The organism is Streptomyces piniterrae (assembly GCF_005048155.1).
Classification (GTDB): Bacteria; Actinomycetota; Actinomycetes; order Streptomycetales; family Streptomycetaceae; genus Streptomyces; species Streptomyces piniterrae.
Window position 1 is genome coordinate 202,514 of record NZ_SUMB01000001.1, and the last position, 15,408, is coordinate 217,921.

Genomic DNA, 15,408 nt, shown 5'->3' on the forward strand with positions numbered 1-15,408 from the left:
GTGGCCGAAGTCACCCTCAGGGACGTCGCCCGCGCATCGGGCTGCTCCGTCGCCACGGTGTCCCGGGTGCTGGCCGGCACCCGCCCGGTCGGTGCCGAGACCGCCCGCACCGTAAGGGAGGCGGCCGAGCGGCTGGGCTACCGGCCCAACCAGGTGGCCCGCGCGCTGCGCAGCCGCTCGACCGGCACCGTCGGTCTGGTCCTGCCGCAGATCACCAACCCCTTCTTCCCGGCGCTCGTCCGGGAGCTTGAGCACGCGCTGCATGCGGAGGGGCGGGCCGTACTGCTCGCCGACTGCGACGACGACCCGGTGACGGAGGCGGCCCGGATCGGCGCGTTCCTGGACCGGCAGGTCGATGCGCTGCTGGTGATACCCGTCGAGGAGCGGGCCAGCCGGAACGCGGTGGCGAGCGCCGTCGCCCGGGTGCCGCTGGTGCTGTTGGACCGCGGCTGCGGCCCCGGTGTCGCCGATTCGGTGGCCGTCGACAACGCGGCCGGTATGGCCCTCGTGCTGGAGCATCTGGCGGCCATGGGCCGTCGTCGTCCCTGGTTCGTCGGGGCGGCCGGGACCGCGTCGGCGGCGGTCGAACGGCGCGCGGCATACGAGGCGGGGGCGGGAGTGTTCGGCCCTGAGGCCCCCAGGCGGAGGGAACTCGGCGACTTCTCGGTGGAGTGGGGGCGCGCCGCGGTGGACCGGATCTGGCCATCCCGGCCGGACGCCGTCGTCTGTGCCAATGACCTGATCGCGGTCGGCGCGCTGCAGCGGCTGCGGCAGCTGGGTGCGGACGTCCCGGGCGAGGTGGTCGTCACCGGCTTCGACGACATCCCCCTCGCGGGGCTCGCCGACCCGGCGCTGACCACCGTGCGGCAGCCGGTCGCCGAACTGGCCGCCGAGGCCGCCTGGTTGCTCGGCCGCCAGCCGACCGGCGGCGGGCCCGGCTCGCGGCGCACGGTCCGGCTCGCCCCCGAGCTTGTCGTCCGCGCCTCCACCGGGGCCGGGGTCGCCGCGAAGTGAAGCCGACGGTGGCGCTGTCAGTGGTGCCGTCTGCGATGCCGTCTCTGATGCCGTGGCGGTGCCGTCACTCGTGCGCCGGGTGAGGCCCGTACGGGGCCGGTCCGGCCTCTTGACCGTACGCGGTCAGCGAGTAAAGTCTAGACCAATTGGCGGTCGTGCCCACGGGACGCCGTGCTCGGAGTCGGCGCCGGGCGGGGCGGGCGTGGGGGCGTCGTCGTGGCACACCCTCGCGTCATCCACCCCCACACTCAACGAGGCTTCCCGGGGCGGACGTTCGGCGCCCGTGGCGGCGTCGGGTCCCCTGTTCTCGCGTGGTGGCCTCACTCGCGAAAGGGTTGACATGAACAGGAAAAGAAGGCTGGCTCTCGCCCTCGGTGCGGGCATCGCTCCGCTCCTCGTCGTGACCATGCCGGCCAGCCCGGCCAGCGCGCACGGCTATGTGTCCTCGCCGCCCAGCAGGCAGGCGCAGTGTGCCGCCGGCACCATCGAATGCGGACCCATCAAATGGGAACCGCAGAGCGTCGAAGGCCCCAAGGGGCTGACCAGTTGCAGCGGCGGCAACAGCCAGTTCGCGGAACTCGACGACGACTCGAAGGGCTGGCAGGTCACCCCGGTCGGCAGCTCCCAGAGCTTCAGCTGGAAGCTGACCGCACGTCATTCGACCAGCACCTGGCAGTACTTCGTCGGCGGCCGGAAGGTCGCCGAATTCGACGACGGTGGCGCGCAGCCGCCGGAGACCGTCACCCACACCGTCAACTTCGGTGGTCTGACCGGTAAGCAGAAGATCCTGGCGGTCTGGAACATCGCCGATACCGCCAACGCCTTCTACGCCTGCATCGACGTCAACATCGGCGGCTAGCCGAGACCGGTGGCCCACCGCTCCCGGCATCACGCACCGGCGCGTGATGCCGGGAGCGGTGCGGGGGCCGGGCGTGGCGGGAGTTGGGCCGACGAGCCCCCGATGCGCGGAATCCGACAAACCAGCAGCGGGGCGGAGACGGCGCGCGTAACGAAGAACAGGGGGTGCGCGGCCGCCTCGCACCCTCCTCCGGGCAGCTGGAACGTGTCAGGTGCGGCAGGCGCACCCGTTACGATCAGCCCATTCATGGCCGTTCGTTCGTGGCCGTTGCCGGGAGGAAGAGATGGGCCTGTTCCGCCGAGGACCGAAGCGGGATTCCCGCGACCTCGCACGCGACGCGGAGTTCAGCTTCTTCTCCGAGCGCGAGGGCGGCGTCTTCAGATCGCAGGTCCGGCAGGCCTTCGCCGAGCACGGACTCGAAGTCACCGCCTACGCCGGAGTGGTCACCGACTCGGCGGGCCGCCGGTTCGGCCTCGGCAACCTCGCGGCGGTCTGCCACCGCGACCGGCGCGGTGAGCGCAGCTGGCCCGCCCTGATCCGTGATCACGTCGGCAAGGTCCTGCGCACCATGGACGGCCCGCAGCCGCTGGAGATCCTCTCCGAGGACGAGATCCGGGCCTGCCTCTACCCCCGGGTCGTCGCCCAGGAGACGCTGCCCGAGTCGGACTCCTTCCGGTACGGCCGACAGCCCGCCCCGGGGCTGCGCGAGGTGCTCGCCCTCGACCTGCCGGAGGCGGTGCAGATGCTGAGCGAGGACTCGCTGGCCGACCTCGGGGACGTGGCCGAGCTGCGCATCCGGGCGATGAACAATCTGCGGGCGCTGCCGGTCGAGGGGCATGAGACGGTGCGGCGCGGCGACGGCTCGGCGTTCGAGGTGCTGCTCGGGGACTCCTTCTTCACCGCGAGCCGGGTGCTGGTGCTGGACGAGCTGGTGCAGCGGCTCATGGGCACCGAGCTGACCCCGGACGGGGCGCTGGTCGCGATGCCGTTCCGGCACCAGCTCGCCTTCCACCGCATTCACGACGCCCAGGTCATCCCGGCATTGCAGGCGATGGCACAGTTCGCGGCGGCCGGCCACGAGGACGCCGCGGGCGCGATCAGCCCCAAGGTGTTCTGGTGGCGGCGTGGCGTGATGACCCCGCTGAGCGAGCCGGACGGGGAGGGGCTGCGGGTGGTCGTGGACGGGGACTTCCAGGAGCTGCTGGAGCGACTGGTGCAGGACGAGGCCTGAGGGTGATCTCCGCTCCTGACCTGGTCAATCCCTGGTCGATCCGCCCGATCGGCCTCCCCTCACCCCGGGCGGAAACTTTTTTGCGGAATCTTCACGACCAGGGAACGAATCCGGCCACCCACCCGTTGTACGGGGTGAGGTCCCGTGCTCTCCCCCGTGTGCGGGGCCTCACCTCGTCCTCCGACGGCTCTCCCGGCCTGCTGGGGCGCGTCGCCGGTAGCTCACCAGCAGGTTCTTCGTCGTGGTGGCACAGCGCTCGTACTGGTGCTGACCTGCTGAAATAGCGGCTGCGACTGCGGTCGGGAGAGCGTTGGTCCGTGCCTGGTCCGGATCTCGGTGTCGGCTGCGAGCGGGTGCAGGGCGCGCCCCGGCGGGTGCAGCTTCGGGTCCAGGCGGCGGTGGCCTGGGGTGCGAGGGGTCAGATGAGGCCGGCGCGGATGGCGTAGGAGACGGCGTGCGCCCGGTTGCGCAGCTGCAGACGTTTCATCAGGCCGTGGAGGATGTACTTCACCGTGCGCTCCGAATAGCACAGCTTGGCGGCTATCTCGGAGAGTTCCCTGCCTTCCGAGACCAGGCGGAGGACATCGAGTTCGCGGGGGCTGACGCCTGAGGCGGTGAGGCCGCGCGGCGCATGGACCTCCCGGCGGGTCCACCGGACCTGTTCCATCAGTGTGCCCTGCAGGGTGGGCGGGAAGCTGCCGCCGCCGTCCGCGACGGTGAGCAGGGTGCGGACCAAGGCGGACGGAGTGAACGCGTCACGCCACAGCACGGCGCGCACCCCCCGGTCGATCGCCGCGGAGACGTCTGCTCGCCAGTGTCGTCCGGCGACGAGGAGGAAGCGCGTGTCGGGTCTGTCGGAGAGGACGCGCAGCTGGTCCAGTGCGCCGGCGTCGACGGTGTCGAAGGCCGCGACGACGGCGTCGGCCTCGTGGATTCTCTCCGGTGGGACTTCCTGGACGCGGTGGTCGTGCTTGAGGGATCTGACGAGTCCCGCGTGGACTACGGCGTCGGGTGAGTGGACCGTCACACACACGGTGCCGGTGGGTAACTGCTGGGGCATTTCGCCTCCCGTCGGAAATCGCCCAAGAGGTAGATGATCGTGCCACGTACATTTCGGCAACCGGCTTTCCGCACGCCTCATTCGCTTAAGGACAGGGAAACCTGGCACGAGTGCCGGGCGTGCCGTCCCGATGGGTGGGACGGTTGCCGGCCGGCCTTGCCGCGGACGATTCCGCGCCGCATCATGCAGCGCTCAAGGCCACGGCTCTGCCCGGTCTTTCGCCTGTACAGGGCGTTTTTTCGCCACACCCGCCCGCGGCGGACGCACCGCACCGCGGCACGGTCGCGGGGACGGCGTCGGCACGACCGCACAGGCATGACGGCCTGGCGGCGACCGCGCCGCGACGCTCTCGTCCGCCGCCTGCCACCGCTTTTCGGGCAGCATGAAATCGCTTTGTGTTCCCCGGAATCGCATCGAATCCGCGGGAGAATCCCGCCGTCCAGGAGAAGTCCGCCGGCCGCCCAGAAGAGTTCCGCGAAAAGGGATTTCCCCGCCGGGACTCCCCGGGCATCGCTCCACCCCGGCCCGCCCCAGGGGGAGACGGGCGCGAGGCGGGACGTTCAGTGGTCCGCGGCCGTCAGGGGGTTGCCGGTGAGCATGGCCGAGACGACCTCGGTACGGGACCGCAGGCCGGTGCGTGCGAACAGCCGTGACAGGCGATTGGCGACGGCGTCCTCGCTGAGCCGCAGCACGGTGGCGATCTGGCGGTTGGTGAGCCCCTCGGTGATCAGGGTGGCCAGCAACTGCTCGTTCTCGGCGGTGGCCTGTTTGCGGCCGGGGACGGTCACCCCGGCCTCGCGCATCGCGGCCCTGGTGTGGAAACGGCACAACAAGGAGCCCGTCTCGCCGTACAGTTCGTACGCCTCGTGCAGCAGCTCCGGGAGACCCGCGTCCCTGGCGGCCGCCGCCAGCGTGACCGCGGTCTCGAACGGCTGGCCCCGCGAGCGGGCCAGGTCCACCGCCTCGTGCAGCATCTCGCGCGCGGCACCGGAGCCCTGGCCCAGCACCCGGGCCGACGCCACCAGGTGCAGCAGCCGGGTCCGTCCGCTGCCGGTGCGCCCGGCGAGGTCCCCCAGGCGTCGCAGGCAGTCCGCCGCCTCACTGGGCCGGCCCGCCTCCGCCCGGATCACGGCAAGGGAGGCCGCCAGCTCATCGGTGCCGTAGACGCTGCCGCGCGCGTCGGCCTCCCGCAGCCCGCGCTGCAACGTCTGCTCGGCCGAGTCGGGGTGGCCCATGGTGCGCAGCACTGCGGCGTCGGCGAGGTCCAGGAAGACTTCCAGGGGGCCGTCGCCGGCGCCGCGCTCGGCGGCGATCAGGCGCGCGGCGCTGGCCGTCTTGCCCCTGGCCGCCAGGATGCCCGCCCCCCGCGCGACGAACAGGTGGTGTTGCGGCGCCGGGGCGAACGTCTGGTCCTTCGCGACCATCCAGCGCCCCAGCACCAGCGCGTCGTCCCAGCGGCCCTGGAGGTGGAGCAGGAGAAAGCGGTTGCCGGGGGGCAGCGCCTCGGGGGCCATGGTGCGAGCCTGCAGCAGCGCCATGACACCGGACAGGTCGGCGGCGCCGAGCAACTGGCCGACGTACCCCACCGTCATCGAGTACTGCGAGACGGCGGGAAGGTCGGGCGCCGGGGGCTGCTCGATGAGCCGGGCGAGCAGGTCGGGCCGGCCCTGCACCACCATGGCCCCGACGGCCTGCCCCATCTCGGGCACTATCCGGCTGTGCGGATCGGTATTCCACAGCTCCTCGGTCGGTGCGAGCAGGTCCAGCACCTCCTGCCACCGATCCAGCAGGCACAGCGCCAGCGCCTGCGCCGGTACGGCGGCCACCGGGGGCAGCCGCAGGCGCTCCCACCACCGGGCCGAGCCCAGCCGGCCCAGCCCGGTCCAGTCCTTCCCGGCGGCGGTCGCGACGACCAGGAGGCTGGCGATTTCCTGGAGCGTCTCCCCGGTGAGGACGTCGGAGGGGTCGCGAAGAATCGTCTCCGCCGTCCTGCGGGCGGTCCGGTGGTCGCCCACGAACCAGGCGGCCTTCGCGCACCGCTGCAGCGCCAGTTCGCGGGCCGGGGGTTCCTCGACCAGGCGCAGCGCCGCCCGGAACCACCGCAGCATGCCGCGGTCCTCGGGGTCGGGGTGCAACGCCTCGGCGGCGGCCGTCAGTTCCGCCGCGGCGCGATCACGGTCGACCAGCACCCCCGCGTCGGCGATCCGGTCGGGCAGGTATGTCTCGGCGTCCGCTTCTTGGACGATCGCTGACGGCTGCTCCGTCGCGCCGTCCCGTGCCGCCCACAGCGCCCGCACCGCTGCGGCGGATATCCGGGCGCGCTCCAGCGGCCCGAGCCGTTCCCGGACGGCGTGTTCCACCAGGGGGATGCGGAACGTCCAGCCCCGGGGGCCGCCGTCCCCGCCCGGCAGTTCGTCCAGCAGTCCCGCGGCGACCAGTCGGCGTACGCCGTCGGCGGTCTCTTCGGCGGACAGGCCGGTGGACTCCGCGGCCAGCGCCACCGCCGTCCTGCCGAGCGGCCACAGGACGCTCAGCGCCGCCGCCACCGTCCGGCAGGGTTCACCGAGTTCGTGCAGCGCCCGCAGGAACCGGTCGTCGTCGGGCAGGACCGGCACCGGCGCGCCCGCGGCGAGGAAGACGTGCCCGTCGGCGATCCGTATCGCGTCCTGCCTCGACCACTGGACGAGCAGCGCCCTGGTGGCCGCGGGAACCCCCCGGGTCAGCCCGAGCGCACACTCCACCAGGGCAGGGTCGGGCACCGCCTGGAACCACCGTGCCGCCATGGCAGCGAACTGATGCGCCGTCAGGCGCGCCAGGGTGATCGTCTTCGATCCGCCGCCCCCACCTGCTAACGGCCTTGCGATGACGTCCTGTTCGGCGGGCCCTGCCTCGCCGTCCCTGGTGGTGTGCCGTACCGACGTGACCACCAGTACGTCCGTCGGCCGCCGGGCGGCGACGGCGGCCAGCACGTCGAGGGATGCCGCGTCGGCGTACTGCGCGTCGTCCACCACCACGGCCACGGGCGCCGCATGCGGCAGCGCGGAGAGCAGTGCGTCGGCGAGCGCCGCCCGATCGCGCCTCTCCGTGGCGGGCAGCACCTCGGCGCCCAGGTCCGCCCTGCCGGCCGCGGGCTGCCTCCCGGTGGCCTGCCGGTGCTCCCGCACGGCGGTGACCGCCCGCAGTGCCAGCAGGAGCGGACGGTCCTGGTCCCCGCGCACGCAGACCAGCGGCAGGACCACATGATCCCGCGCGGCCAGCCGTTCGGCGGCCGCGTGCGCGAACGCGCTGCGCCCCGCCCCCCGTTCTCCGCGGACGAGCACCAGGCCGGGACCGTCCGGGTCGTCCAGGCAGCGCTCGAATTCGGTCAACTCCCATTCACGGCCCACCAGATGCTCGCTCGCGCCGTTCGCACACGTCTCCGTTGCTCCGCGCACCGACCCGGCTTCCGCCGCCCGGCAACCGTCCACGGAACCTCCTCAACGATGTGTCACCGGCGGGCGTTCCGCCCGGTGCGCGCGAGGGACCGGTGCGCCGGTCCCGTCGGAGCCTGCATTATGGCCGTCTCCCGCGACGACGTCACGATCGGTGGGACGGCCCCGTTCGACGTGGGCCGAAAGCGAGTGAGGAGTCCCAGTGGAACGCCGTGCATCTCTCGTCGGCAGGGACCACCAGGTCGGCGTGGTCGCCGACGCCCTGCGTCCGGCCGGTACGGCGCGGACGCTGTGGGTGACCGGCGAGGCCGGAGCGGGCAAGACCGCCGTGCTGGACGAGGCGCGGCACGCGGTGATCCAGGAGGGGGCCAGGGTGCTGCGGTTGTCCTGGGAGACCGCCACCGGGCCGACCGGGGCCGCCACCCTTGCCGACGCCGTCTGCGGCGTGCTCGCCGAGCTCCACCACGACCGGCTCCCGGCCCACATCACCGCCGTGCGCCGGGCGCAGTCGCGCTCCGGTGACGGCGGCGAACTGACGCTGCTGTCCACGCTGGGCGAGACCCTCGCGGACGCGGCGTGCCACGTACCGTTCGCCCTCGTCCTCGACGGCGCCGAGCGCATGCCCCCGCCGACCGCGTCCGCGCTCCAGCTGATGCTGCGCGTGTTCCGGCCCGCGGGCCTGCCGGTGGTGATGGCCGGGCGCCCCGTGCCCTGGGGCCCGGCAGACGCACCCGACCTGGTGACGGCGGCCGACCGGGTGCTCGACCTGCCGCCGCTGCGACCGGAGGACGTCGGTGAGCTCGTCGGACAGCGCCTCGGCCGTCCCGCCGAACCCGCGCTGCTCGCGGCGGTGGGGAGTTCCCTCGGCCCGCTGGCCGGCAACCCCGCGGCCGTGCTGTCGGTGCTCACCGCGCTGCACGAGGACGACGGCCTCGTCGACCTCGACGGCCGTACCGGCCTGGCCGGAACGGAGGACGATCTGCGGCTCACCGTGGACGCGGAACCGCTGCTCCGGGTCACCGCCGACGGCACGGACGTCGCCGTCGTCCTGGCCGGCCTCCTGCACCGCGCCGAACTGCGGCTGGAGGACCTGCACAGCCTGATCCCGGCGTGCGCGGTGCTCGCCGCGGACCTCGGCCGGACGGTGGACCGGCTGGTGCGGGAGCGGGCGTTGACCCTCGACGGGGACGGCCGGCTGGCCTTCGCCGTCCCCGCGCTGGCGGCGGCGCTGCGGACGCTGCCGTCCCGCCGCGACGTCCGCGCGATGCACGCCGCCGTCGTGCGGACGGTCGCCGAGCGACTGGGCCCCGCCACCACGGGCGCCTGCCATCCGCTGCTGGCCGACCACGTCGCGGCCGCGGGTCCCGCGCTGACGGACGGCGTGGCGGTGCCACTGCTGCTGGCGGCAGCCGACAAGGACGCCAGGTCCTACCACCCGCGGGCGGCGCGGGCCTACCGGTCCGCGCTGCGCCGCCTGCCGCCCAACTACCCCGCGACACTGGGCGTGTTGCGCGAGGCCGCCGAACTGGGACTTTTATGCGGCGACCACGCCGGTGTCCTCGCGCTGGGCGAACCGATCCTCGCCGGCCTGCGGGACGCCGGCCCCACCGACGGCGGCGGGCTGGAGTTCGCCACCCACGCCTGGGGGTTGTCCGCGCTGCACGAGCACCGGTTGCCCTACGACGACGGCGCCGTGCCCCGGGAGGCGTTCGCGCGGATGCCGCGGGCGGCCATGCTGGCCGCGCTCGGCGGCCGGTACGGAATCGGCCCGCTCACCCCGTGGCCGCCGTCCGCGGAACCCGCACCGGACAGCGGCCGGCTGCGCGACGGGCACGGCCCGCTGCCGTCCGGGGCCGAGCTGCGGACGCTGGCCGCCGCCGTGGGCGGCCACGAGGAGCTGACGAGGGCCGTCCACGGCATGCGGCGGGAGGAGTTCGGCGGGGCGGCCGTCGGGCGGCTGCGGGACGCCGCGGCCTACGGCGACCTGGCGGGCGCCCTCGAATCCGTGCTGGGCGAACGCTACGTACGCGCGGGCCACAGCGCCGCCGGCCGCTACCACGCCATGGTCCGCGACTACCTGGCCGGGCGCTGGGACGACGCCCTGTCGGCGGCCCGCGGCATCGAGCGGCGCAGCCGGGCCTGCGGCGGGCCGGGTGCCGGCCAGTTGGCACGGGCACTGGCGGCCGAGATCCACTGCTTCCGCGGTGACCTCGTACGCGCCCGCGAATGGCTCGACCTCATTCCCGGCACGGTCGTCCACCCATTGGTGGCCCGCGCCCGGCTGGGTGTGCGGTACTGGTCGGGACAGCAGGACGCGGCACTGGAGGAGGCGTGGCACGACGTGCGGCGGGCGCGCGACAGCGGCCTGCTCGTGGGGACCGAGAGGGTGCTGATGCGCATCCTGGAGTTCGCCGAGGAGACCCGGTCGGGGCAGGCGCGGCAGGCCCTGGAGGAGCTCGCGGCACTGCACGCGGAGGCGGACACGGCCATGACCCGGGAGGCACTGCTCGTCGCCCGCGGGGTGCTGGACCGCGACGCGGACGGCGCGCACGACGCCTACCGCTCGGCCGAGCGGCGGGGCGACCGGCACATGATGCTGTACTGCTGCCAGATCCTCGCCGAGGTCGGCGACGATCCCCAGCCGTGGCTGGCCGAGGCGGCGCGGCATATGCACGTGCTGTCGCTGGGACGTCCCGGGCGAGCGCGGCTCGGCCGGTCGGCGCAACGCCGCAATGTGCCGCTGCCGAGAGGCCGTTCGGCCCGCGAGGGCCTGAGCGAGGCGGACGTGCAGCTGATCCGCATGGTCGGCGAAGGCGGCACCAACCGGCAGATCGCGGCCCGTCTGGCGTGCAGTGAGAAGACGGTCGAACAACGGCTGGCCCGGCTGTTCCAGCGCACCGGCCGACGCTCGCGGGTGGAGCTGGTGGCGGCCTGGCTGGACGGGAGCCTTGAAGACCTTGCCCGCCGTACGCATTCACGACCCATGACGCCACATGGAGACGAGTGAGACGGCCTGTTCAGGGTTGAGGCGGGGATCGCACAGTGTGGTGCGCCGGATGGCGAGGCGGTCGAGGACGCGCAAGTCGGGGGCGCATTCGCTGACGTTGTCGGGGGTGGCCTCCAGGTGGAGTCCGCCGGCGATGCCACCGGAGAAGGTGACGGCCCGGCAGAAGGCCCGGACCTCATCCGCCATGGTGGGCAGCAGGCGGGTCTTGTGACCGTCGGGGGTGGTGACGGTGTTGCCGTGCATGGGGTCGCACAGCCAGATCACCGGGTGACCGGCACAGCGAACGGCCTGGACGAGCGGGGCGAGGCATGAGCTCGCCGCCTCGGCGCCCATACGGGCGATGAGCGTGAGGCGGCCAGGTCGACGCTGTGGGTCGAGGCGAGCACACAGAGCAGTGATCTCGGCCGGGGTGGTCGCGGGACCGACCTTCACCGCAACTGGGTTGATCACACCGGCGATCAGATCGATATGGGCACCGTCGAGGTCATTGGTGCGCTTGCCGACCCAGGGCCAGTGGGTGGAGCCGAGTAGGCGTTGCCCGTCGCCCAGGTCACGGACCATGGGCGATTCGTAGTCCAGGACAAGTGCTTCGTGGCTGGTCCAGGTCGAGGTGCCGGTCCTGGGCCGGCGCGTGTCGCCGGCGGTGCCGCGCCAGCCGAGATGCTCCATGACGTCGTTGGCGGCCCGATAGGCGCTGAGCATGCGCAGGGGGTCGTGGCGGCGGCCGTCGAGGTCGCGAGCGGGGGTGTTGACCATGTGACCGCGATAGACGGGCAGGTCGACACCATTGACCGATTCGACCTGGTGGGAGCGGGGCTTGGCGAACTGGCCGGCGATGCGACCCACGCGGACAACCGGTTTGCCGGTTTCGGCTTGCAGGGTATCGCCGAGCAGGTGAAGCAGGGCGCGCTTGCGTGAGACATGTTCCGCCGTGCATTCATCGGGGTTCTCCGCGCAGTCACCGGCCTGGAGGACGTGGGCCTCTCCTCGGGCCACCCGCGCCAACTGGTCACCGAGCCTGCGGACGTCCTCCGCCCTCACCAGAGGGGGCCGGTCGGCGAGGATCGTCCGTACCCGCGCGGCCTGGAGGGGGTCGGCCCACTCGGGCTGCTGCCTGGCGGGATTGCGTGTCTGTGTGACGGAGCTACCCACCACAGCCTCCAGAGTGTCGGGAAGGGAACGTACGGGATGCAGAGAAACAGGCGAAGCGGCCTCGACGGTTGACCAGCCAACCCTCACCTCGAAGAAGAATCCCGAAGTGCCATGGACCACCCCTGCTCCCCGAATACCTGATGGGTGACACCGTCACAGGGTGACCTGAACTGTAATCCGCCCGTGAAAGGCGCACATCGCGCGGAGGCGAAAACAGGGGGGTGGCGCGGAGAATAGGGGGGAGTCGTAAGTATCAGGGGTGAGCAGACAAGGTCCTCGAATGGCACGCCGCGGAGCGGCAACGGAAGGCGACGGCGCTCCGGATCGTTCTCCGTGGCGGCCCGTTGCCTCCTGTCGTGTCCCGGGGGAAGTACCCGCCTGTCCAAAAGGGCAAAGATGTTCCGGGAAGCTGGACTCCGGACCGGGCATCCTGCAATGTGACGGTGCGTGATCCGCCGAATCGGTCCTCGGTCCATTCCGGATCCGAGGAAGTCAGCGTCATCCACAGGAGTTCGGATGCTGCCACGTAACCGCACGCCCTTTCTTTCCGAGTCCTTCGCGGCGACGCAGATCTCCGGAATTCCAGCCGTTGGGATTCTGGGCGCGCTGCAGACAGTTGCCGCCGAGGACCCGCTGCGTGAGCGGCTGAGCGGCCGGCTGATCCGCATCTCCTATCGGGCAGCCATTGAGGCATTCCAGGGATGACGGGTCGGTTGACACCGCCCGTCGTCAACGTCGGATGTTCATTCCTCGATGCGCATCGAATCGCGCATCCAAGCCAATAGTTCGCTGTTGACTTGCAGTTGTGTCTTGCGAGAGGACCCCCCATGAGCGGCATAGTTGAATTGGTCTTGTCGAAACATGCAACCCCGGAGTTCATAACCTGGCAGACAAATGGGGGACTCCTCTTCCTTCGTGGCCCGAGATGCGTGGGGAAGACCACCACGCTCAGCCGGATCTGTGCAGCGGAAGCAGAGTCCGGAGCGCTGACCCTGTGGGCGACGGGCTGGCTGAACGAGTACGGTTCCCCGTTCGGAGTCCTGCAGCAGATCCTGGACCAGTTGGACGCGGCGGACGGGTGCGGAGACCAACCGAACGGGGCCGGCCCATCGACGTCCCTCGCGGATCGTCGACGGCACTCGTCCGGCGTGACCTACGGGTATGTGTACGCCCGGCTCTTGGAGATCGCGGCGCAACGTCCCCTGCTCATAGTCGTCGACGACATCAACTACGTCGACGCCCCTTCACAATTGTTCCTGCGCTTCGTGGCGCGGCGGCTGAAGGGGACGCGCATCCGGCTGGCCATGGCCGAGCGAACAGGATGCGCCGTGTCGTTCTGCGACGACCTGCGCACGGACATCCTGCGACTGCCGTACACCAGCCTGGTCCGGCTGCGGCTCCTGGGACGCAAGCAGATCGCCCGGTCTCTCACCGAGCACATCCCGCAACTCGGCGCTTCCTTCCCGGGCTCCGCAGCGAACCGCCTGGCCGGTGACATCCATGACCTGACCGGCGGCAACCTGCTCCTCGTCGACGTTCTGACACGGACGTGGCTCACGTCGGCCGATCCGAAGCGGACGGAGCCGACCGTCGACACGACCTTCCACGACTGCGTCCGGGGCATGATCAGCGACACGGACATGCCCGGTATGCTCCGCGGCGCCCACGCGGTGGCCGTCCTCGGCGACTTCGCCTCCCTGCCGCGCCTGGCCCGACTGCTCGGCGTCGACATCGCCAGGGCCGGCAGGGTTTTCGGCGCGCTCGACGACCTCGGCATGCTGGTCGGCGGCTGTCTGCGGTCCGAAATGCGCCGAGCGTTGCTCCAGGACGAGAGTTTCACCGCGCGTGGAGAGCTGCATCTGCGGGCGGCACATGTCCTTTTCGAGGACAGCGCGCCCCTGACACAGGTCGTGGAGCATCTCACCGCGGTGGGGAGGATCGGCGCGCCGTGGGATCTGCCACTTGTCCTGGGCCTCGTCAACCAGGCCCTGAAGAGCGGCAGCACGGACGCGGCCATCGGGCTGCTCAAACTGGCCAAGACCTCCGCCGCCGGCCCCGATGAGCGCTCCGCCGTGGAGATGCTGCTGCTGCGCACCACCTGGCTGACCGACCCCGGGCTGGTGGCCTCCCTGCTGCCGACGCTGAGCCGCACTGCCGGCCGCGGTGTTCTGAACACGACGGACCTGGCGTTCCTGGTTCGAGCGGCGCTGTGGCACGGCTTCACGGAAATCGCCGCGGAGTTGATGCCACTGATGCGTGAGAAGTCTCCGCAGTCCCCACATCCGGCCGAGGTCGGTCTGGCGGAAGCGCTCTACAGCCTGTGGAGCGGCATGCCGATGAACTGGGCGACATTGGAACTGTCCTCTTCGAGTGAGGCCGACGAGCCTTATGGGCCGGGTGCCGACGTTCACTCGCTGCTCATCGGTCTGCGGAAAATTCATGACCCGACGAACGAGGGAGGCCGGGCCCAGGCGATGTTCTGGGCCGAGCAGGTGCTCCAGGGCATCCGAGTCCAGTCCTCGGCGGTGGAAACCCTGCTGTTCGTCTACGTCGTGCTGGAAGGTATGGGCTCGCTGCCCGCCGCGCGGCCGTGGTTCACCCAGCTGTCGGAGGCGCTCGAAGCGCATCCGTCTCCGCTGTGGAAGGCTCTGGTGTCCGTTGTCCAGGCGAGGATCTCGTTGGAGCTCGGTGACCTCGGCTCCGCGTACGGGCTGATCCAGAAGGCGCTCGCGTGCAAGCCCTGGCACGAGTGGGGTGCGCCGATCGCCGGCATCGCCGCGCTGCTGGTCCAGACTCTGACGGAGATGGGCAGGCCGCAAGAGGCCGCAGAGGTGCTCGACCGCCCGATTCCCTCGGTGGCGTACCAGGGATGGGGCGGTCTGAAGTATGTCAACGCACGTGGCAGGTACCACCTGGCGACCGATCGGCCGCACGCGGCGTTGGCCGACTTCGAGTTCTGCAGGGACCTGAGCGCCTCTCTGTGGATCGAGCCGCCCACGCTCGCCGACAAGACCCGCCTGATGGTGCCCTGGCGCTGCGGGATGGCGGAGGCCTATCTGGCCCTCGGGGACGTGGCGGGCGCCCGGGAAGTTCTCCAGCAACAGCTGAAACGGCTGCCCAAGGAGGAGACGTCCGTCCACGGGACCACCCTGCGCCTGCTCGCCAAGACCACCAAGGACGGCGCCCAGCGGCTCTCCCTGCTGAAGAGCTCCGCGGACACACTGGAACGCTACGGAAGCAGGTTGCAGCTCGCGTACACGCTTACCGAGCTCGCCGCCGCCTACCGGGAGACCTCGCGACTGAACCTCGCCCGGACCACGTCGAAGCGGGCCCGGCGGATGGCCGAGCAGTGCGAGGCGGGTCGGCTGCTCGATCTCGTCACCGTGGACGTCCACGGGGCCGGACGGGACAAACACCAGGTCGGCGACCACCCCCAACTCGCCGAACTGAGCTCCGCCGAACGGCGCGTGGCGGTGCTGGCGATCCTGGGACACACGAACCGGGAGATTTCCGGCAAGCTGTTCATCACCGCCAGCACGGTGGAGCAGCACCTGACGCGCATCTACCGAAAACTCCACGTACAGCATCGCGAGGACCTGCTGGACAAGTTCTCCACCGTGTTCATGGCCCTCGAACAGAGCGGCTGAGACCGAC

General features: G+C 71.5%; 9 protein-coding genes. 6 read left to right on the top strand and 3 right to left on the bottom strand.

From position 1 onward, the window contains the following. The 3 genes from FCH28_RS00910 (at position 1) to FCH28_RS00920 (ending at position 3,104) form a co-directional block, all read left to right on the top strand. Positions 1 to 1,014: a LacI family DNA-binding transcriptional regulator gene (locus tag FCH28_RS00910; RefSeq protein ID WP_136737717.1), complete on the top strand. Its 1,014-nt coding sequence runs from the start codon at positions 1 to 3 to the stop codon at positions 1,012 to 1,014. Between the two features lie 340 nt (positions 1,015 to 1,354). Further along, on the top strand, positions 1,355 to 1,873 hold the full coding sequence (locus FCH28_RS00915) for a lytic polysaccharide monooxygenase auxiliary activity family 9 protein (protein ID WP_136737718.1): 519 nt from the start codon (positions 1,355 to 1,357) through the stop codon (positions 1,871 to 1,873). Between the two features lie 283 nt (positions 1,874 to 2,156). Continuing rightward, positions 2,157 to 3,104 (top strand): hypothetical protein, encoded by a 948-nt coding sequence (locus FCH28_RS00920; RefSeq protein WP_136737719.1) that lies wholly within the window; start codon positions 2,157 to 2,159, stop codon positions 3,102 to 3,104. Positions 3,105 to 3,522: 418 nt separating this feature from the next. Here FCH28_RS00920 and FCH28_RS00925 read toward each other — a convergent pair whose 3' ends face one another. Both FCH28_RS00925 and FCH28_RS00930 read right to left on the bottom strand, forming a co-directional pair. Continuing rightward, the gene (locus FCH28_RS00925) at positions 3,523 to 4,164 is read right to left on the bottom strand and encodes a helix-turn-helix transcriptional regulator (RefSeq protein WP_136737720.1); all 642 of its coding nucleotides are present in this window, start codon (positions 4,162 to 4,164) and stop codon (positions 3,523 to 3,525) included. Positions 4,165 to 4,724: 560 nt separating this feature from the next. Then, complete coding sequence (locus FCH28_RS00930) at positions 4,725 to 7,631, bottom strand: AAA family ATPase (RefSeq protein WP_246102228.1); 2,907 nt, start codon at positions 7,629 to 7,631, stop codon at positions 4,725 to 4,727. A 166-nt stretch (positions 7,632 to 7,797) separates the two neighbouring features. On the opposite strand from FCH28_RS00930, the gene FCH28_RS00935 reads away from it, so the two are divergent. Beyond that, positions 7,798 to 10,602: a helix-turn-helix transcriptional regulator gene (locus FCH28_RS00935; RefSeq protein ID WP_136737721.1), complete on the top strand. Its 2,805-nt coding sequence runs from the start codon at positions 7,798 to 7,800 to the stop codon at positions 10,600 to 10,602. Here the strand turns inward: FCH28_RS00935 and FCH28_RS00940 are convergent. Continuing rightward, complete coding sequence (locus FCH28_RS00940) at positions 10,570 to 11,754, bottom strand: 3-deoxy-7-phosphoheptulonate synthase (protein WP_136737722.1); 1,185 nt, start codon at positions 11,752 to 11,754, stop codon at positions 10,570 to 10,572. The two genes, FCH28_RS00935 and FCH28_RS00940, sit on opposite strands and share 33 nt — an antisense overlap. Positions 11,755 to 12,270: 516 nt before the next feature. Here FCH28_RS00940 and FCH28_RS00945 point away from each other — a divergent pair. Both FCH28_RS00945 and FCH28_RS00950 read left to right on the top strand, forming a co-directional pair. Then, positions 12,271 to 12,459, top strand: coding sequence for a hypothetical protein (locus FCH28_RS00945; RefSeq protein WP_136737723.1), 189 nt, complete (start codon positions 12,271 to 12,273; stop codon positions 12,457 to 12,459). 224 nt (positions 12,460 to 12,683) lie between these two features. Continuing rightward, entirely contained in the window at positions 12,684 to 15,401 is a 2,718-nt protein-coding gene (locus FCH28_RS00950) for a helix-turn-helix domain-containing protein (protein WP_246102229.1), read from the top strand. Positions 15,402 to 15,408: the final 7 nt, after the last annotated feature.